The sequence below is a fragment of the Caulobacter sp. GW821-FHT09B08 genome (assembly GCF_059418225.1).
The window spans coordinates 279209-298724 of record NZ_JBWKPL010000002.1 but is presented as its reverse complement, the minus strand read 5'-3'; the positions used below and the strand labels follow the sequence as shown (position 1 = coordinate 298724).

Below are 19516 nucleotides of genomic sequence, written 5' to 3'. Positions count from 1 at the left end.
GATTGAGGAAAAGCGGTCAGCCGGCTTCGCGTCTCAGGATCTCGCCGATACGGCGCCCAAGCTGTTCGATAGCGAACGGCTTGCCGATGATCTCCATCCCCTCTTCCAGGAAGGCGGCCTGATCGGCGGCCTGCCTGGCGTAGCCGGTCATGAACAGGATCGGGAGGTTCGGCCGCCGCTCGCGGGCGATCTCGGCCAGTTGGCGGCCATTGAGGCCCGGCAGCCCGACGTCGCTGATGAGCAGATCGATGTGCCGCGAGGATTCGAGGATCGGCACGGCCTGGCGACCGTCGGCCGTCTCGATGCCCTGGTAGCCCAACTCGTCCAGCACCTGCATCACCAGCAGCCGCACGGCCACGTCGTCTTCGATGACCAGCACGGTCTCGCCGGCGCCGATGGGCGCGACCTCCTCGCCGGCCACGACCGCCGCGTCTACGGCGCCGACATGGCGGGGCAGAAAGAGCTGGATGGTGGTGCCCTGCCCCTCGACGCTGTCGATGACGACGTGGCCCCTGGACTGCTGGATGAAGCCGTAGATCATCGACAGGCCCAGGCCCGTCCCCTGCCCCAGCGGCTTGGTGGTGTAGAAGGGATCGAAGACCTTCTGAAGCACTTCGGGCGGCATGCCCGTGCCGGTGTCGGTCACGCTGATCGCCACGTAGTCGCCCGCCTCGGCGTGGTCGCTGTCGGCCAGTTCGCGGTCCGTGAGATGGACGTTGCGCGCGGCGATGATCAATTCGCCGCCGTCCGGCATGGCGTCGCGGGCGTTGATGCCCAGGTTCAGGATGGCGCTTTCCAGCTGGTTGTCGTCGGCGACGGCCGGCCACAAGTCGGGCGCGATGTCGATGCGCAGCGACACCTGCTCGCCCAAGGTTCGCCGCAGCAGATCTTCCATGGAGGCCGCCAGCGTTCCCACGTCCAGCGCGCGGCTGTCCAGGGTCTGGCGACGCGAGAAGGCCAGCAGGCGGTGCGTCAGCGCCGCGGCGCGCTGTCCCGATTGCGTCGCCGCGTCCAGGAAGCGGTCGACATCGGCCATCCGCCCCTCGGCGATGCGCCGACGCACCATGTCGATGCCGCCCAGGATACCCGTGAGCATGTTGTTGAAGTCGTGCGCCAGGCCGCCGGTCAACTGGCCTACGGCCTCCATCTTCTGGCTTTGGCGCAGCTGGTCCTCCAGCGCCTTGCGCTGGGTGACGTCGCGGCCGATCCCGTAGATGGCGTCACCTTCCGGCATGGCTGTCCAGTTGACCCACAGATAGGTCCCGTCCTTGGCGCGCATGCGGCAATCGAAGTCGCCGATGGCCTCGCCACGCGACAGAGTTCCGAAGCGCTCCATGGCGGCGTCGTGGTCGTCCGGGTGGACCAGGCCGCCGGCGGGCATGCCGATGAGATCGGCCTCGTCATAGCCCAGCAAGGTCTTCCAGGCGGGATTGACCGCGCGATAGAAGCCCTCCGGCCCGATCACGTGAAGAAGGTCGCGAGACAGCTTCCAGACCCGGTCACGCTCCTGCGTGCGCGCCGCGACGCGGACCTCCAGCGTCTCGGTCAGCATGCGCAGCTGCTCTTCCGAGCGCTTGGTCGAGGTGATGTCGTAGATCACGCCGATGAAGCTGACGCCGCCCGGTCCATGCGGCCGATACTCGCCCCGCGACACGAGCCAGCGCTCCTCGTGGGTATCGGCCCTATGGATTCGAAATTCGTGGAAGGCGGGCCCGAACGCGTGCTGTCCGTCGCGCCCCTGGATAAGCGGCGGGTCGTCGCGATGCACCAGGGCGTTGATGGTGCGGACGGGAAGGCTGGTCGCCGGCCGCAAGCCCAGCAGCTGACAGAACTGCTCGGAAACGTCGGCTGTGCCGTAGCCGCTGAGATACTCAAACGATCCGACACCGCCGGCGGTCTGGGCCACCAGCAGCTGTTCCTCGACCCGCTTCTGGTCGGTGATGTCGGCCAGGACGCCGGAGAATCGAACGGGCCGGTCGTCGGCGTCGAGATAGGTGCGTCCGCGGGCCGACACCCAGTGGACGACGCCGTCGCGCACGATCCGATAGTCGCGGGTGAAGACCTCCGCGCCATGCAGGGCGCCCGCCACAGCGATCTTCAGCCGAAGCCGATCATCGGCGTGAACCGACGCGAAGAAGGCCGAGCTCGGCAATCCCTGGGCGGCCACCACGGGATCGAGACCGTACAGATTGGCGAAGCGGACGTCGGCGACCAGCGTGCCCGCCGGGATATCCCATTCCCAGGCGCCGGCCGCGCCCGAGATGGCCTGGGCGACCCGAAGCCGCTCCTGCGCCTCGGCCAGCCGCTGGCGGCTGATACGAAGCTGTTCGACCACGACCTCGTCGGCATACTCGCCCGTGACGTCGGCCTGGGTGGCGAAGCGATAGGTCGCCGCCCCGTCCGCGTCGCGAAGGGTGGTGATGTTGAGACGGTTCCAGAACGGCGCCCCGTCGCGTCGACGGTTCAGGAGATCGACGGTGACCGCGCCGTCGCGCCGCAAGCCTTCGGCGATCAAGGCGACGGCCTCGCGATCGGTGGCTGGGTCCTGCAAGAAGCGGCAGTTGCGCCCGACAGCCTCCCGCGCCGAATAGCCCGTCAGGGCCTCGAACGCCGCATTCACATAGACGATGGGATCGTCCTCCCGCCGGGGATCGGTCACCGTGACCGCGACGCCTGATTTCACCAGGGCGTCGAACAGCGGACCGGCGAGCGCACGCAGCGCTTCCAGCGCCCGGCCCGCCTCGGAATCCTGGTGACGTATCGCGGCGTCGGCCTCGGTCATGACCCGAACCTAACGCCAAGCTTGGCAATAGGTTCACCCCTGGTCACGCGTCGCCGACCACGCGCTCGATGAAGTCGGCGATCAGCCCCTTCAGCGCCTGAAGCGACGGCAGGTCCATCAGCATGGCGATGTAGCCGCGGATGTCCCGGTCGTTGATGGCGAAGTTGATGTACAGGAACAGCACCACGCCCCCGTCGGGAGCGGCGTCGGGCGACAGATGGAACAGCTTGGAGCCGTCGCCGCGCACGACTTCCGGCAGCGACATCGTCAGCGGCCGCTGCAACATGTTGGCCATGGTCGCCAAGCAGCTGTTGAGCACCACATTGCCGGTCTCGGCCAGCGCCTCGTCTTCCATGTCGGCGGCGTCGGCGGCCGACAGCGCGCCGCCGGTCACAGCATGAACCAGCGCCATGCTGTTGGATTGGGGGAAGATCAGCAGGGCCCGGCCCGAGAACACGCCGTCGAAATCCTGGCGGACGGCGACCAATTCGCCGCTCTCGCGCTCCCGGATCAGAGTCGTGGCCTCCTCGCGGGTGACCACCTCGACCGCCGGAACCGACAGCAGCACCTGCTCGCCCACCATCTTACGAAGGTTGGCGGCCGCGCGACTGACTCCGATATTGACCAGCTCGGTCAGGGCGTCCCGCTCCAGGTCGTCGAGCAGGATGGTTTGCGCGGTCATCGCGCCGCCGATCGCAACCGCAGCGCGGCGCCCGACAGGAAGCCGCGCATGCCCTCCTCCGTCACCGGCTTGGCGATGAAGGTGGCGTTGGCCGCGCGCGCCCGGCTGATGATCTCGTCCTGGACATTGGCGGTGGCCACGGCGATCGGCATGGTCGGGAAGCGCTCGCGCAGTTCCTCGGCCAGGGCCAGGCCGTCCCGGCCGGGCATGTTGTAGTCGAGGACGGCCACGTCGATCGCCTGGGCGTCGATCGCGGCGATCGCCTCGTCGGCGTTGCCGGCCTCGACCCGCGTCCAGTCGGGCTGCAAGGCCGCGATGGTCTTGCCCAGGACGATTCGCGCCAGCTTGCTGTCGTCGACGATGAGAACGGTCGTCCCCATGAACTTCTCCTCGCACCGCCGCGCACAGGCGCGGCGTAAAAACTATGATCCTGGTGCCTCGGATGACCGCTCGCCGATCAGGGCGGGCAGCAGCCGGTCGCGCAGGAAGGGATCATCGGGAGCTCCGACAATCCTTGGACGGAAGGCCAGGATCGCCTGGATCACCGCCGCGTGCAGACCTTCGCACGCCGAGAGGTCCAAGGTGGAGTCTGAAACGCCTTGTAGCAGAGCCGTTAGCGGCTCGGCGTCCTCTACCCGACAGACTCCCGTCAGACGAATGGCCGGACCTTCGCGCGAAACCGTCACAGGACCAGCTCCGTCGGATCCAGAACCATCAGCACCGCGCCATCCGCCAGCAGCGTGGCGCCCATGACGCCGGGCGCGCCGGCCAACAAGCCGGTCATGGGTCGCACGGTCGCGTCCATCCGGTCGACGATGGCGTCGACCGCGAAGCCCACGAGCTCGCCGCGAGCCCGCGCCACCACAATCCGTTCGCTCGATCGGCGTTCGGACACGGCGGCCCCCACCAGGTCGCCGAGCGACACCAGCGGCACGACCGCGTCGCGCAGCTGAAACGCCCTGCCCGCCCGCACGGGGACGATGCGGTCGGCCGGCACCCGGACGGTCTCAACCACGGTGTCCAGCGCCAATCCGTAGCGTTCCTCGCCACAGGTCACGACCATCACCTTGGTCAGGACCATGGTGACCGGCAGGATGAACCTCACGGTCGTGCCTTGGCCCATCCGGCTGTCGACGACGACCTTGCCGCCCAGCTTCTGGGCCGCGTCCCGCACTACATCCATGCCGACGCCCCGTCCGGACACCGCGCTGATCTTGCTGGCCGAGGAGAAGCCCGGGGTGAAGATCAGGTCGATCGACGCCTGGTCGTCCAGGCGCTCTGCCGCCTCGTCATCCAGCACACCGCGCTGGATCGCCAAGGCGCGAATCCCAGCCGGATCGATGCCCGCGCCGTCGTCGCGCACTTCGATCACTACCTGATCCGCCACCGCCCTGGCCGTGAACCGGACGGAGGCGGCAGCCGGCTTGCCGGCGCGCGCGCGCGCCTGCGCCGGCTCGATCCCGTGGTCGATCGCGTTGCGCAGAACGTGCAGCAGGGGCTCGAACAGGCCGTCGACGAGGGTCTTGTCGACCTCGACGTCGCCGCCCTCAACCTCGAGCGACACGACCTTGTCCAGCGAACGGGCGATCTCCCGCGCCAGCCGGTGGAATCGCGCGAACAGCGGGCCCAGCGCCACCAGCCGCACCTTGCCCACCGTCGCGTGCAGGTCGCCGACCAGTCGGTCCAGTTGGACCTGCCGCGCGCGCAGGGCCTGGCCCAACGCTTGGCCGCCAGGAAGCGCTTCGGCCTGCTCGGCCAAATCCGCCAATCCGTTCTTGGCGATCACCAGGTCCCCGGCCAGAGCGGCCAGGCGATCCACCCGCTCGGCGTCGATGCGCAAAGTCTTGCGTGCGCCCTGTTCGGGCGCCATCGGCGTCTCGTCCACCGTAAGATCGGCGAACTCGACCTGGTCGGCTACGAAGCGGAAGACCGCCTCGACCTCCGCCCGGCCAGCGGTCGACACCGCCTCCAGCACCAGATTGCAGGTGTAGGGGTCATAGTCCTCGAGCCCGCCCCAAGGCTCGCGCGGCGATATCTTCAGACCCGCCAGGCCCGGGATCGCCGCGATGATGGCGACGGGATCGTCGCCGGAAAAATAGCTGTCGGCGCGCGGCGTATAGCGGACCGCCGTCACGCCCTTCCCGGCGAAGGTCTCGGGCGGTCGCCAGGTCGTTTGCGCCGGTCGCGCCGCCACCTCCGTCGCGGCGCTTACCGAGGCCACCAGGGCCCGCAGCCGCTTCGTCTCGGTCTCGCCCGCCCGTTCAGCGTCGGCCGGCAGGACCCCGGCGTGTTCCAGGGCGTCCAACCAGCGATCGACGGTGTCCACCACGCTGAACAGGGCTTCGAAATCCTCGGCCACGCCGGTGCGCTCGGCGCGCAGCAGGGTCAGCAGGTCCTCGGCCGCGTGCAGCATCAGGCTCATGGGCCGCAGGTCGAACAGGCCCGCCGAACCCTTCAGCGTGTGGATCGCCCGGAAACAGCTATCCAGCGCGCCGACGTCGTCGGGTTGGCGCGCCAGGCTGGCCAGGTCGTGCTCGGCGCTGGCGACCAACTCGCGGCCTTCGCTCAGGAACTGGACCATCAGGTCGTCGGTCATGCGACGCCCCCCGGCCGCTGGAAGACGACCGCATCCTCGAACCGGCGAACCAGGAACCGGTCGCTGATGCGGCTCATGGACTCGGTGTGGCCCAGGCACAGATAGCCGCCGGGGTTCAGCCGGTCATACAGGTTCCTGGCGGCCACCAGCCGCGAGGCGTCGTCGAAATAGATCAGCACGTTCCGGCAGAAGATGACGTCGAACATCCCCTGCTCCGCCAGGCTCGGCCCATCCACCAGATTGGCCTGGGTGAAGGTCACCGACTCGCGCAGGTCGTTGATCAGCTTGCGGCGATGCCGGCGGCTCGGTTCGAAATAGGCCTCGACGACCTCGGGCGGCAAGCGCGACAGCGCGCGTTCGCCGTACAGCCCCTCATGCGCGGCGTGCAGGGCGCGCGTGTCGATGTCCGAACCGACGATCTCGACATTGTAGGCGTCCACCATGCGCCAGTTCTCGAGCAGCCAGATCGCGATCGAATAGGCTTCCTCGCCCGTCGAGCACGGCGCCGACCAGATCCTGATCTTGTCGCCCGGACGGCGCGAGGTGATCAAGTCCGGCAGCAGCGAGCGGCTCAGGCAGGCCAGCTGATGCTCTTCACGATAGAAGTAGGTCTCGTTGACCGTGAAGGCGTTGATCAACGTCTCGCGTTCGACGGGATCGGCCCGAAGTTGGCCGAAATAGGCCGCGAAGTCGGGGCAGTGGGTGGCGACGATCCGGTCGGCCAGTCGCCGTTCGATGTAGTAGCGCTTGCTCTCGCCGAACTGCATGCCGGTCTGGCGATACAGGAACTCGCAAACCTTCTTCAGGTCCTCGGCGCTCAGATGCGCCTGCTCGGGCGTGGGGGTCCGGCTCACCCTGCCCCAACCATGTCGAGAATCTCGCCCGCGATCGCGTTCAGGGGCGCCACCACATCCGCGCCGCCGGCCTTCACCAGCTCGCCCGGCATGCCCCAGACGACGGCGGTCTCCTCGGCCTCGGCGATCGTGCGCCCGCCGGCCGCCCTCAGCTTGGTCATGGCGCGCGCCCCGTCGTCGCCCATGCCGGTCATCAGCACGCCCAACAGCCGCTCCGGCGGCATGACCGCGACCACGCTGTCGACCAGGCGGTCGACGCTGGGATGCCAGCGATGCTCGGCGCTGGACGGGGTCGACAGCACCACGGGGCCGGCGGCCCGGCGGCTGACGATCATGTCGGCGTCGCCCCGCGCGACATAGACGCAGCCCGGGACAAGCGGCGTGGGACGCGCTACCTCGATCACCCGCAAGGCGCACAGGCCGTCCAGCCGCTGGGCCAGGGACGACGTGAACGCGGCCGGCATGTGTTGAGCCACCAGGATCGGCCAGGGGAAGTCGGCCGGAATCTCCCTGAGTACGGCGTCGAGCGCCGGCGGTCCGCCCGTCGAGGTTCCGATGATCACCACCCCCGGCGGCGTGCCGGCGGGCAGCGGCTTCCAGGCCGTGGCCGCCTTGCCGCGCGGCTGCGACGGGGCGACCGCGCCGTGGCGGGCTCGCAACCGCTCGGCCAGACGATGCGACCGGCGCAGCCGCGACGCCGCGGCCGTCACGACCTTCTCGACCAGGATCGGCGCGAACTCGTCGATCGCCAGCGACACCGCCCCGTCCGGCTTGACGACGAAATCGACCGCGCCCAGCTCCAGGGCCTCTAGGGTGGCGTCCGCCCCCTCGCCCGTCAGCGACGACACCATCACCACCGGACAGGGCCGCTCGACCATGATCCGGTCCAGGCAGCTCAGCCCGTCCATGCGCGGCATCTGGACGTCCAGGGTGATCACGTCTGGCTTGAAGGCGTGGACCTGGGCCAGCGCCTCGACGCCGTCGCGCGCGAAGGCGACCTCGAACCCCGGCTCGTTCTGGAAGACATCGCCCAACACGCGGCGCATCAAGGCGGAATCGTCGACGATCAGCAGACGGGTCACGAGGCGGGCGACCTCGCCGTCAGGTCGCGCAGCAGGTCGGCTTCGGCGCGCTCCAGCAGGGCGCGCGGATCGATGAGCAGGATGACGTCGCCCTCGCGCTCCACCTTCGCGGCGCGGTCGAACAGGCGGTCGCCATCGCTCGACAGTTCCGGCGCGGGCATCAGGTCGTCGGCCTCCACCTCGAGGATCCTGGCCACGGCGTCGACCGCGAAGCCTGCCTGCAGCCCGTCCAGGGTGACCACCACGACGCGGCGCGCCTCGCCGCCCGCTTCGCCGGAGACCGAAAAGCGCTGGCGCTGGTCGATCACGGGGATCACCTGGCCCCGCAGGTTCATCACACCCTGGACATAGGCCGGCGCCTTGGGCAGGCGAGTCAGGGTCTCGGGCAAGCGCACCACTTCATCGACGGCGGCGATGGGCAGGCCATAGGTCTCCTCGCCCAGGCGGATGACCAGAAAGCGCTCGCGCGCCGTCGCCGAGGTCGTGCTGGCCATGGCCGTATCCTTTTGGTCGGTCGTCTCGGCGAGCAACTGCGAGACACGCTCGTCGGCGAGCACCCGTTCCGGGGCCAGGATCGAGACCAGGCCCCGGCCGTCCGGCAGCCGCAGCACCGAGTCGATCCGCGCCTCGCCGTTGGCGCGATTGAACAGGGTGGGCGCGGGTCCCACCGCATCGCGCGACGCGCGCAGGATGACGCTGATCCGGTCGACCAGCAGCGCCAGGCGATGGCCGCCGATGCGCACGACGACGATGCGGTCATCATCCTGAACGCTCCGCTCCGCCAGGCCCAGGAGGCCCCGGAGGGAGACGACGGGCAAGACCTCGTCGCGCAGCTCGAAGACGCCGATCAGAACCGCCTCGGTGCGCGGCAGGGCCACCAACGCCTTCGGCGCCGCCATCACCTCGGCCACGGCGTCCAGCGGCAGGGCGTAGTCCTGTCCGGCCAGGACGAACCCCAAGAAGGCCAGGTCCGGCGCGGCGGCGACCGCCGGCCTGGCGGCGACCTCGCGCTCTGGCGCTCGCCGCGCAGCGCGGAAAGCCGAGAACCGGTCCTGCAAGGCCGCGTCCAGATCGAACCAGCGCGCGCCGCCAGCGTCGTCCAGCATGAGGCGACCGTGCTGGAGCTCCGCCTGGCTGTCGCTTTCCGACACCTTCAGGGCCTCGATGGAGTCCACCGCCAGGCCGATCGGCGGATCGCGGCGCAGCACCACCACCCGCGTCGCGTCCGTGCGACCGTCGTCGCCCAACAAGGCGCCCAGCGACACCACCGGCAGCACCAGGCCACGCAGATGGGTGACGCCCAGCAGGCCAGGCGGGCCATGCGGCATGCGGGTGACGCGCGGGGCGCGGATCACCTCGGCGACCCCGTCGGCGGCCATGGCCACGCGTGCGCCGCCGGCGCGAACCGTCAGCCGCTGGGTGTCTCGGGACACCACCTCAGCCCGCCGCGGCTTGCTGCAACTCGCCGGCCAGCAGCGCGATCTCCTCGATGGCGGCGGCCAGTTCCTCGGCGCTCTGCGACTGCTGGCGGGCGGCGGCGGCGGCCTGGGCGGCGGCGCTGCTGGCCTCCTCGGCGGCCGAGGCGATCTGACTGATCCCCGACAGCACCTGGGCGCTGGCCGAGAGGATGTCCTCCGCGCCCTTGGCGATGTCGTCCGATCCGGCCTTGAGCGTGGCGGTGTCGAGAGCGACCTGCACGAGCCGCGCCTCGATGGCGCGGTTCTTGTCGAGCTCGACGGCGGCCAGGCCGTTGATTTGATCGACCTCGCGCCGGACCTTGGCGATCTGGGAAACGATGGCGGAAACCAGGTCCTTGACCGCATCGGCGTTGTGCGAGGCGTCGCGCGCCAGGGTGCGAATGTCGCCCGACACCACGGCGAAGCCCCTGCCCGCCTCGCCGGCCCTCGCGGCTTCCACCGCGCCGCTGGTCGCCAGCATGGTGATCTGCACGGCCACCAGACCCAAGCCATCGACGATCTTGCCGATCGAACCGGCCAGTTCCTCGAGTTCCTCGACGGTCTCCAGGACCGCTTCGTTTTCATCGACGGACGACGCGACGCCCTTCGCCAGCCTGGCGACAGCCTCCTGGCCCTCCGCGAGCATGGTCTGCATGGTCGCGACACGTTCGGCGCTGGCGATCGCATTGGCGCTGGACTGCCGGGCCGCCTTCTCGATCTCCTCCATGGCCGCGCCGGCCTGTTGGGTCGCCGCCGCCTGGATCTGGGCGCCGCGGCTGATCTGGTCGATGGCGACCAGGATCTCGCCGGCCGCGCCGGACAGCTCCTGCACCGTGGCCGACAGCTCCTCGGCGGCGGCCGACGCCTCTTCCGCGGCCGCCGAACCGCCTTCGCCACCGACCAGCATCTCGATCATCTCGGCCAGGGCGTCGGACGCCGTCTGGCTCTGCTCCAGGGACTGGCCCTGCTGCTGCACGGCGCGCTGGGCCTCGGCGGCGGCGGCGGCCTGCTCCTCGGCCGCGCTCGACACGCTTTCGGCGCCCCGCCGCGCCTCGTTGGCGGCGCCCGAGGCCTCGACGGCGGCGATCAGGATCACTTGGCTGTCTTCGCCCAGCGTCGTCATCTCGCGCCGCACGGCGGTCAGGATCTGGCCGACTTGAGCGCCGGCCAAAGCCTCGGCCTCGGCGGTCGTCGCGGCCTGCCGCAGCCGATCGGCCGCATCGCGCACCGAGCCGGCGATGCGCTCGGCCAGCCCTTGCACGTCCTGCGACCGCTTCTCGGAGGTTTCGGCCAGGGCCCGGACCTCGTCGGCGACGACCGCGAAGCCGCGCCCATCGTCCCCTGCACGGGCAGCTTCGATCGCGGCGTTGAGCGCCAGCAGATTGGTCTGGTCGGCGATGTCGGCGACGCTCCTGGTGATCTCGCCGATCCGCGCCGCATGGCGTTCCAGGGCCTCGATCACGGCCACGCTGGCCAGTTGCCGCTGGGCGTTGAGGCCGACAGCCTTGACCGAAGCGTCGATGGCGGCGCCGGACTCGGTGAGCAGAGTTTGAAGCACCTCGGTGCGCTGCCGCGACGTCTCGGCCCGCTCGCGGGCTTGGCCGAAGCTCGCGCTCATGGCGGTAACGGCGGCCAGGGATTCATGGGCCGCTCCGGCCGCTTCCTCGGCGCCACTAGCGATCTGGGCCAGGGCCCGCCGCAGTTCCTCGACGGCGCCGGACGCCTCGGCAAGGCCGCCAGCCAATTCCAGGGTCGCCGCACCGATCCGCTCGCTGGCGTTTTGGCGGCGAGACACGGTCTTGCGAACCGCCGGACGCGCCACGGCGGGACTTGATGGCTCATCGGCTTTCGCGGCAGACGGCGCTCGCGTCTTCGCGCGCGAAGCCAAGGTCGATTTCTTCACCAGAGCCATGCCGCCCCCTCCCAAGCGACCGGGGCCGCCTACACCACACCATCGACCCGACCGGACCGAGTCCAGCTAGTTCAAGCCCGTCACACGAAGACGCTCAATGCCGCGCCAAGGCAAGCTTGGCCGACGGGTCAGCAAGCTTGAGCATGATATCAAATTCGAAACGGCGCAGTTTGTTCCACCACGCGCGGACTCCGCGCGTCCGATCCCGAAGCGATTTCTTCAAGACCCTTTAGCTCGACCGCGCGTTAGGGGGCTGAGGAGATCGAACGCATGCCCCAAAGCCCCATCCTTGCCGGTCTGACGACGCTCGCGCGAGGAGCGCGATGAGCCGCGCGGTCTATATCATCGACGGCGCGCGCACGCCGTTCCTCAAGGCGCGGTCAGGGCCCGGGCCGTTCACACCGGTGGACTTGGCCGTGCAGTGCGGCCGCCCTCTGCTGCTGCGCCAGCCGTTCGCGCCCGACGCCTTCGACCAGGTGATCCTGGGCTGCGTCAACGTCATCGCCGACGAGCAAAACCCGGCCCGGGTGGCCGCCCTACGCCTGGGCTGCGGCCCTGCGATGACGGCCTTTACGGTGGCGATTAATTGCGGCTCGGGCATGCAGTCGATCGACACGGCCTTCCGCTACATCCGCGAAGGCTCGTCGGACCTGATCCTGGCCGGCGGCGCCGAGGCGCTGAGCCATGCGCCGCTGGTCCTGAAGCAATCGGCCGTCGAGTGGCTGGCGGCCCTGCAGGGCGCCAAGAACACCTTGGACAAGGCCAAGGCCGCCTCGGCCTTCCGCCCCGGCATGCTGCAGCCGGTGGTCGGGCTGGAACGCGGCCTGACCGATCCGATCACCGACCTGGGCATGGGCCAAACAGCGGAAATCTTGGCCCATGACTTCGACATCGGCCGCGAAGAGGCCGACGCCTATGCTGTGGAAAGCCACCATCGCCTGGCCAAGGCGCAGGCCGAGGGCTGGTTGACGGGCGAGGTCGAGCCCGCCTTCGCCCGTGACGGAACGGTCTTCGACCACGACGACGGCGTGCGCCCCGACAGTTCGGCCGAGAAGCTCGCGACCTTGAAGCCGGTGTTCGAAAAGCCGTTCGGCAAGGTCACGGCCGGCAACAGCTCGCAGATCACCGACGGCGCGTCCTGGGTGATCCTGGCCTCGGAAGACGCCGTGAAGAAACACGACCTCAAGCCGCGCGCCGTGCTGGTCGATAGCGAGTGGGCGGCGTTGGACCCGTCGATCATGGGCCTGGGGCCAGTGCTGTCGTCGACGGCTCTGCTCCAGCGCGCGGGCCTGTCGCTGGCCGATGTGGAGCTGTGGGAGCTGAACGAGGCCTTCGCCGCCCAGGTCCTGGCCTGCCTGGCCGCCTGGGAGGACGAAGCTTTCTGCCGTCAAGTGCTGGGCCTGCCCGGCGCGGCGGGCGCGATAGACCGCGCTCGGCTGAACGTCGACGGCGGCGCGGTCAGCCTGGGCCATCCGGTGGGCGCCAGCGGCAACCGTATCGTCCTGCACCTGGTCACGGCCCTGGAGCGGCTGGGCCTCAAGCGCGGGATCGCCACCGAATGCATCGGCGGCGGCCAAGGCGGCGCCATGTTGATCGAGAGGGTCTGAGCCATGACCATCCAAGACCCCGCCCTGGCCCTGCTGATCCCGCGCGACCTCGAACTGGGTCCCAAGCCCGCCGCCGATCCCACGCTCAAACACTGGCGATTGGGCCGGGACGCCGACGGTGTCGCCTGGGCCGTGCTCGACAAGGCCGGCGCCAGCGCCAACACCCTGTCGGAGGATGTGCTGGCTGAACTGGACCAGATCCTGGACCGGCTGGAGCAGGAGCCCGCGACGGGCCTCGTGATCCGCTCGGCCAAGCCGGCGGGCTTCATCGCCGGGGCCGACGTCAACGAATTCCGCGGCGCCGACGACGTCGGCGAGGTCGAGCAGCGGATGGCCCGTGCTCACGCCGTGGCCGACCGCCTGGACGGCCTGACGATCCCGACCATCGCCGTGGTCCACGGCTACGCCCTGGGCGGCGGGCTGGAGATCGCCCTGGCTTGCCACACCCGCATCGCCGTCGACGGCGCCCGGTTCGGCTTTCCCGAGGTGCAGTTGGGCCTGCATCCCGGCCTGGGCGGCACCGCGCGCTTCACGCGCCTGATCGATCCCCTGCAGGCCATGAGCCTGATGCTGACCGGCAAGAGCCTCGCCGCGCGGAAGGCCAAAGCGCTGGGCTTGGTCGACGCGGTCGTTCCCGAGCGACATGTGAAGGCGGCGGTTCGCGCGGCCATTGCGGGCCAGCTGAAGGGCGACGGCCAGAGCCTTATCGAACGCCTGAAGGACAGCGGCCCAGCCCGCAAGTTCGCCGCCAAGCGCATGCGCGAGGAGGCCGACAAGCAGGCGCCGCACGCGCACTATCCGGCGCCCTTCGCCCTGATCGATCTGTGGGAGCAGCACGGCGGCGACTTCGAGGCGATGAAGGCCGCCGAGATCGGCTCGTTCGCCCGGCTGATGGTCTCGGCCACCGCCCAGAACCTGATCCGGGTGTTCTTCCTGCGCGAGACCATGAAGGGCCTGGCCGGCGTTTCCGGGGGAGAGGCCAAGATCGACCATGTCCACGTGATCGGAGCCGGAGCCATGGGCGGCGACATCGCCGCCTGGTGCGCCTGGAGCGGCCTTAGGGTCACCGTCACCGACGTGAAGCCCGAACCGATCGGCGGCGCGATCAAGCGCGCCGCCGCCCTCTACGGTAAGATCGGCCACGACAGCCGGCTGAAGGTTCGCGACGCCCTGGACCGCCTGATCCCCGATCTGAAGGGCGAAGGCGCCCGCCACGCCGACCTGGTGATCGAAGCCGCGCCGGAAAAGATCGAACTGAAGCAGTCGCTCTACGCCAAGGTCGAGCCGCTGATGAAGCCCGGCGCGATCCTGGCCACCAACACCTCGTCGATCCCGCTGGAAAAGCTAAGGGAGGGTCTGGCGCGGCCCGAGCGGCTGGTGGGGCTGCACTTCTTCAACCCGGTCTCGCGCATGCAACTGGTCGAGGTGGTGCGTCACGACGGCTTGGCCCCGGAGGTCGAGGCGGCCGCCCGCGCCTTCGTCGGCGCCATCGACCGCCTGCCAGCCCCGATCAAGAGCGCGCCGGGCTTTATCGTCAACCGCGCCCTGACGCCCTATTTGGTCGAGGCCATGGCCATGCTCGACGAGGGCGTGACCAAGGAGACCATCGACAAGGCCGCCGAGGACTTCGGCATGCCGATGGGGCCGATCGAGCTGGCCGACCAGGTGGGGCTGGATATCTGCCTGGCCGTGGCCGACATGCTCAAGCGCGAGCTGAACTGGGCCATGCCCGACGCCCCGCAATGGCTGCGCGACAAGGTCGAGCAGAAGAAGCTGGGCAAAAAGACCGGCGAGGGCCTCTACGTTTGGAAGGAAGGCAAGGCCGTGAAGGCGCCGGGCGCGCCCGCCCCTGACCCCGACATGGCCGATCGCCTGCTGCTGCCGATGGTCAATACCTGCGTCGCCTTGCTGCGCGAGGGGGTCAGCGACGACGCCGACGTCATCGACGGCGCGATGATCTTCGGAGCCGGCTTCGCGCCCTTCCGCGGCGGACCCTTGCACTATGCCAGGCAACGCGGCGCGGCCGACATCAAGGCCAAGCTCGAAGCCCTGGCCCGGGCGCATGGCGAGCGCTTCAAGCCCGACGCCGGGTGGGATAGCCTGCCGGCATGAGCAACAGCCCCGCCGGCTTCAGCGATCCCGACGCCCTGGCGCAGGCGGTGATCGACGCCGTCGGCCGCAAGATCGTGCTGGGTCTTCCCCTTGGGCTGGGCAAGGCCAATCACGTGGTCAACGCCCTGTTCGCCCGGGCGATGGCCGACCCGTCGATCAACCTGCACATCTTCACGGCCCTGACCCTGGAGCCGCCCAAGCCGAAATCGGACCTGGAGGCGCGGTTCCTGGGACCGGTGCTGGATCGGCTGCTCGGCGCCTATCCCGCCCTGGCCTACGCCGCCGTCCAGAAGGCAGACGCCCTGCCCGGCAACATCCAGGTCGACGAGTTCTTCTTCCAAGCCGGCACGCGCCTGGCGGTCGGCAGCGCCCAGCGCAGCTACATCTCGGCCAACTACACCCATGCCGCGCGCTACCTGCTGGACCGGGGCGTCAATGTCGTCGCCCAGCTTGTGGCCCGGCGCGGCGATCGCTTCAGCCTCAGCGGCAACAGCGACATCACCCTGGATCTGCTGACCGCCCGGGCGGCCGGCGCGGCCGACTTCCTGCTGGTCGGCCAGGTCAACGACCAGCTGCCGTTCATGCCCGGCGACGGCGACCTGCCGGGCGAAGCCTTCAGCCACGTGCTCGACGGGCCGGCCACGCAGTTCCCGCTGTTCGCTCCGCCCAAGGAGCCGATCACCGACGCACACTACGCCATCGGCTTCCACGCCGCCGCCCTGATCCCCGACGGCGGCACGCTGCAGATGGGCATCGGCTCGATCAGCGACGCCGTCGCCCAGGGCCTGATCGTCCGGCACCAGCGACCGACGGCGTTCACGGCCACGCTCGAACAACTGGCGCCAGGCCAGCCTGTCCGCCACGCCGAGCCGTTCGACACCGGCCTCTATGCCTGCACCGAGATGTTCGTCGACTGCCTGCTGGACCTCCATCGGGCCGGCGTGCTGAAGCGCGAAGTCGACGGCGCGGTGCTGCACGGCGGCTTCTTCCTGGGCCCCAACGCCTTCTACGCCGCTTTGCGCGACATGCCCGAGGCCGAACGGGCGAAGTTCCAGATGAAGGCCATCTCCTACATCAACGAACTCTACGGCGACGAGGACGCCAAGCGCGCCGCCCGGCGCGACGGCCGCTTCATCAACACCGCCATGATGGCCACCCTGCTGGGAGCCGTGATCTCCGACGGACTGGAGGACGGCCGCGTGGTCAGCGGGGTGGGCGGCCAGTACAACTTCGTGGCCCAGGCCTTCGCCCTGGAGGGCGCCCGCTCGATCATCACCCTGGACGCGGTGCGCGGCGCCGGCCGCAAGGCGACTTCGAACATCCTGTGGTGCTATGGCCATGGCACGATCCCGCGCCACCTGCGCGACGTGGTGATCACCGAGTACGGCGTGGCCGACCTGCGCGGCAAGACCGACCGCGACGTGATCGTCGCCCTGCTGGCCGTCGCCGACTCCCGCTTCCAGCCGGACCTGCTGAAGGCCGCCCGCGACGCAGGCAAGATCGAGGCGGGCTATGAGATCCCAGCCGCCCATCGCGACAACCATCCCGAACGCCTGTCCGACGCCCTCAAGCCCGCCAAGGACACGGGCCTGGCGCCGCTGTTCCCGTTCGGCACGGACTTCGACGCCTTGGAGCAATCGATGCTGCCGGCCCTGGCGAAACTGCAAGCCGCACAAGCCTCGCCCGTCCAGCTCGGGAACGTGCTGTGGCGCGGCCTGACGCAAGCCGTTCCGGACGCCGCCCCCGCTCTCGCCCGCTTAAGCCTTGATCGGCCGCAAGGCCTGAAGGCCCGGCTCTATGGGACCCTGTTCAAGGGCGCCTGGACGCCCCCATCCGCCGAAGGAACGTGAGGACCCATGACGACCGCATCGGACACGCCTCACACCCACGGCTGGCGACAAACCCTTCTCGACCGCTGCAAGGGACTGCCGCCGATCCCGACGGCCGTGGTCCATCCGTGCGAACCCGTCGCGCTGGAGGCGGCGGTCCAGGCTGAGGCCCTGGGCCTGATCACGCCGATCCTGGTGGGTCCCGAAGCCAAGATCCGGGCGACCGCCGAGGCCGCCAAGCTCGACATCGGCGCCTTCCGCCTGGAGCCCACGCCCCACAGCCACGCCGCGGCCGAGCGCGCCGTCGAACTGGCCAAGACGGGCGAGGGCCGGATGCTGATGAAGGGCTCGCTGCACACCGACGAGCTGATGCACGCGGTGATGAGCGCCACCGCGGGCCTGCGCACGGCGCGCCGGATCAGCCACGTCTATCTGATGGACGTGCCGCGCTATCCGCGTCCGCTGCTGATCAGCGACGCGGCTATCAACATCACGCCCTCGCTGGAGGACAAGCGCGACATCGTCCAGAACGTCATCGACCTGGCGCTGATCCTGGGGATCACCGAGCCGAAGGTGGCCATCCTGTCGGCGGTCGAGACGGTCAATTCCAAGATCCAGTCGACCCTGGACGCCGCCGCCCTTTGCAAGATGGCCGATCGCGGCCAGATCACCGGCGGGGTGCTGGACGGTCCCCTGGCCTTCGACAACGCCATCAACCGCCAGGCCGCCAAGGAAAAGGGCATCGTCTCGCCTGTGGCCGGCGAGGCCGACATCGTGATCGTGCCCGACCTGGTGGCCGGCAACATCCTGGCCAAGCAGTTGACCTTCCTGGCCGGAGCCGACACGGCCGGCGTGGTGGTGGGCGCCCGCGTGCCGATCATCCTGACCAGCCGCGCCGACTCCGAGGCGGCGCGTATCGCGTCCTGCGCGGTGGCGGTGCTAATGGCCAACGCCGCGCTGGAAGCCAAGCCCGACGCCTTGGCATGACATCCGCGATCCTGACCCTCAACGCCGGCTCCTCCAGCCTGAAGTTCGCGCTGTTCGCTCAGGACGGCGACGAGATGAACAAAACCGTTCACGGCCAGGTCGAGGGCATAGGATCGGCGCCGCACCTGATCGCCAAGGACGCGGCCGGCGCGGTGCTGACCGAGCATCGCTGGCCGGCCGACGCCGGTCTCGATCACGAAGGCTTCCTCGAACCCGTCCTGACCCTCGCGAACCAACAGCTGAACGGCGCGACGCTGCGCGCCATCGGCCACCGCATCGTGCACGGCGGACTGGCCTATCGCGAGCCCGTGCTGATCGATGCCGGGGTTCTGCGCCAGCTGGACGTCCTGGTCCCGCTGGCCCCGCTGCATCAGCCGCACAACCTGGCCGCCGTGCGCGCCGCCCAAGCCGCGCGACCGAGTCTGCCGCAGATCGCCTGTTTCGACACCGCCTTCCATGCCGGCCACGCCGAGGTCGTCACCCACCTGGCCCTCCCCCCGCCCTGGCATGAGCAGGGCGTGCGCCGCTACGGCTTCCATGGCCTGTCCTACGAATACGTCGCCGGCCGCCTGCGCATGCTGGATCCGGACTTGGCGTCAGGCCGCGTGATCATCGCCCATCTGGGCAACGGGGCCAGCCTGTGCGCGATCAAGGGCGGCGTCAGCGTCGACACCACCATGGGCTTCACCGCCCTGGACGGTCTGGTGATGGGCACCCGCTGCGGCGACCTCGATCCCGGCGTCGTCCTCTATCTGCAACAGCAGGCGGGCCTGAGTGTGGAGGCGGTCCAGGACCTGCTCTACAATCGCGCGGGCTTGTTGGGCGTGTCGGGCGTGTCCAGCGACATGCGAGTGCTGACCGCCAGCGACGATCCCCACGCCAAGCTCGCTATCGACCTGTTCGTCTTCCGCATCGTCCGCGAGATCGGTGCGCTGGCGGCGTCCATGGGCGGGCTGGACGGCGTGGTCTTCACGGCCGGGATCGGCGAGAACGCCGCCGACATCCGCGCCCAGGTGATCGAGCGTCTGAACTGGATAGGCGCGGTGCTGGACCCCGACGCCAACGGACGGAGCGACGGCCTGATCACCACACCGACCAGTCGCCTGAAGGCTCTCGTCGTTCCCACCGACGAGGAAAGCATGATCGCCCGCCATGCCGCCAGCTTTACGTTGCTCCCTGCCGGCCGACAGCTAGTTTAGATGAAGATGTCGCGAACACTCATCGTTGATGGCCGCTCCGGCTCTGAGCGCCAGCTGCGGTCGCATCTCAAAGATGTCGATCGACCGGCCGCTTAACATTTCGGGACGTCAGACTTGATATTTCGGGACATATTGAGCTCGAAGGCAGCCATGGTCACCAGCCCGCCACACCCGTCTCGAAAGACCATTCGTTCCACCATGAAAGCGCAAGTACGCGAGATTTTGCGAGAACTCCTTCCGACCGGAGATTGCTCCGTGGAAGCGGCCGCGAAGCGCTTTTCAATTGATCGACGATCCATTCTGTCGCCGCCTCAAATCCGAGGGCGCAACCTATTCGGATTTGTTGAAGCAAGTACGCAGTGAGCTTCTTGAACACTATATCGAAAATACCTATCTCTGTGACATAGCGTACTCAAC

General features: G+C 69.1%; 13 protein-coding genes and 1 pseudogene. 5 read left to right on the top strand and 9 right to left on the bottom strand.

Going from position 1 to position 19516, the window contains the following annotated elements; translation table 11 throughout:
• Positions 1-16 precede the first annotated feature (16 nt).
• The 9 genes and pseudogenes from AC07OA_RS07810 to AC07OA_RS07770 all read right to left on the bottom strand — a co-directional run.
• On the bottom strand, positions 17-2782 hold the full coding sequence (locus AC07OA_RS07810) for a PAS domain S-box protein (protein WP_494663220.1): 2766 nt from the start codon (positions 2780-2782) through the stop codon (positions 17-19).
• Positions 2783-2825: 43 nt separating this feature from the next.
• Positions 2826-3464 (bottom strand): chemotaxis protein CheX, encoded by a 639-nt coding sequence (locus AC07OA_RS07805; RefSeq protein ID WP_494663219.1) that lies wholly within the window; start codon positions 3462-3464, stop codon positions 2826-2828.
• Complete coding sequence (locus AC07OA_RS07800; RefSeq protein WP_494663218.1) at positions 3461-3844, bottom strand: response regulator transcription factor; 384 nt, start codon at positions 3842-3844, stop codon at positions 3461-3463. Before AC07OA_RS07800 ends, AC07OA_RS07805 begins: the two co-directional genes overlap by 4 nt.
• A gap of 302 nt (positions 3845-4146) precedes the next feature.
• Positions 4147-6060, bottom strand: a complete 1914-nt coding sequence (locus AC07OA_RS07795; protein WP_494663217.1) for a chemotaxis protein CheA — start codon at positions 6058-6060, stop codon at positions 4147-4149.
• The gene (locus tag AC07OA_RS07790) at positions 6057-6914 is read right to left on the bottom strand and encodes a CheR family methyltransferase (RefSeq protein WP_494663216.1); all 858 of its coding nucleotides are present in this window, start codon (positions 6912-6914) and stop codon (positions 6057-6059) included. The genes AC07OA_RS07795 and AC07OA_RS07790 overlap by 4 nt, the downstream gene beginning before the upstream one ends.
• Positions 6911-7996: a protein-glutamate methylesterase/protein-glutamine glutaminase gene (locus AC07OA_RS07785; protein WP_494663215.1), complete on the bottom strand. Its 1086-nt coding sequence runs from the start codon at positions 7994-7996 to the stop codon at positions 6911-6913. Before AC07OA_RS07785 ends, AC07OA_RS07790 begins: the two co-directional genes overlap by 4 nt.
• Positions 7993-9429, bottom strand: coding sequence for a chemotaxis protein CheW (locus tag AC07OA_RS07780; protein ID WP_494663214.1), 1437 nt, complete (start codon positions 9427-9429; stop codon positions 7993-7995). Before AC07OA_RS07780 ends, AC07OA_RS07785 begins: the two co-directional genes overlap by 4 nt.
• Positions 9430-9433: 4 nt before the next feature.
• Positions 9434-10576 (bottom strand): methyl-accepting chemotaxis protein, encoded by a 1143-nt coding sequence (locus AC07OA_RS07775; RefSeq protein ID WP_494663741.1) that lies wholly within the window; start codon positions 10574-10576, stop codon positions 9434-9436.
• A 45-nt stretch (positions 10577-10621) separates the two neighbouring features.
• Positions 10622-11071, bottom strand: a pseudogene (locus tag AC07OA_RS07770) (methyl-accepting chemotaxis protein); the annotation flags it as partial.
• Between the two features lie 617 nt (positions 11072-11688).
• Between AC07OA_RS07770 and AC07OA_RS07765 the strand changes: the two are divergent.
• The 5 genes from AC07OA_RS07765 to AC07OA_RS07745 are packed head-to-tail and all read left to right on the top strand — an operon-like array spanning position 11689 to position 19099.
• Positions 11689-12972: an acetyl-CoA C-acetyltransferase gene (locus AC07OA_RS07765; RefSeq protein WP_494663213.1), complete on the top strand. Its 1284-nt coding sequence runs from the start codon at positions 11689-11691 to the stop codon at positions 12970-12972.
• 3 nt (positions 12973-12975) lie between these two features.
• Entirely contained in the window at positions 12976-15084 is a 2109-nt protein-coding gene (locus AC07OA_RS07760) for a 3-hydroxyacyl-CoA dehydrogenase NAD-binding domain-containing protein (RefSeq protein WP_494663212.1), read from the top strand.
• On the top strand, positions 15081-16934 hold the full coding sequence (locus tag AC07OA_RS07755; RefSeq protein ID WP_494663211.1) for an acetyl-CoA hydrolase/transferase C-terminal domain-containing protein: 1854 nt from the start codon (positions 15081-15083) through the stop codon (positions 16932-16934). The genes AC07OA_RS07760 and AC07OA_RS07755 overlap by 4 nt, the downstream gene beginning before the upstream one ends.
• A gap of 6 nt (positions 16935-16940) precedes the next feature.
• Complete coding sequence (locus tag AC07OA_RS07750) at positions 16941-17900, top strand: bifunctional enoyl-CoA hydratase/phosphate acetyltransferase (protein ID WP_494663210.1); 960 nt, start codon at positions 16941-16943, stop codon at positions 17898-17900.
• Positions 17897-19099 carry an acetate/propionate family kinase gene (locus tag AC07OA_RS07745; RefSeq protein ID WP_494663209.1) on the top strand — a complete coding sequence of 401 codons (1203 nt, stop codon included), beginning with the start codon at positions 17897-17899 and terminating at the stop codon, positions 19097-19099. Before AC07OA_RS07750 ends, AC07OA_RS07745 begins: the two co-directional genes overlap by 4 nt.
• The last annotated feature ends 417 nt before the right edge of the window (positions 19100-19516 follow it).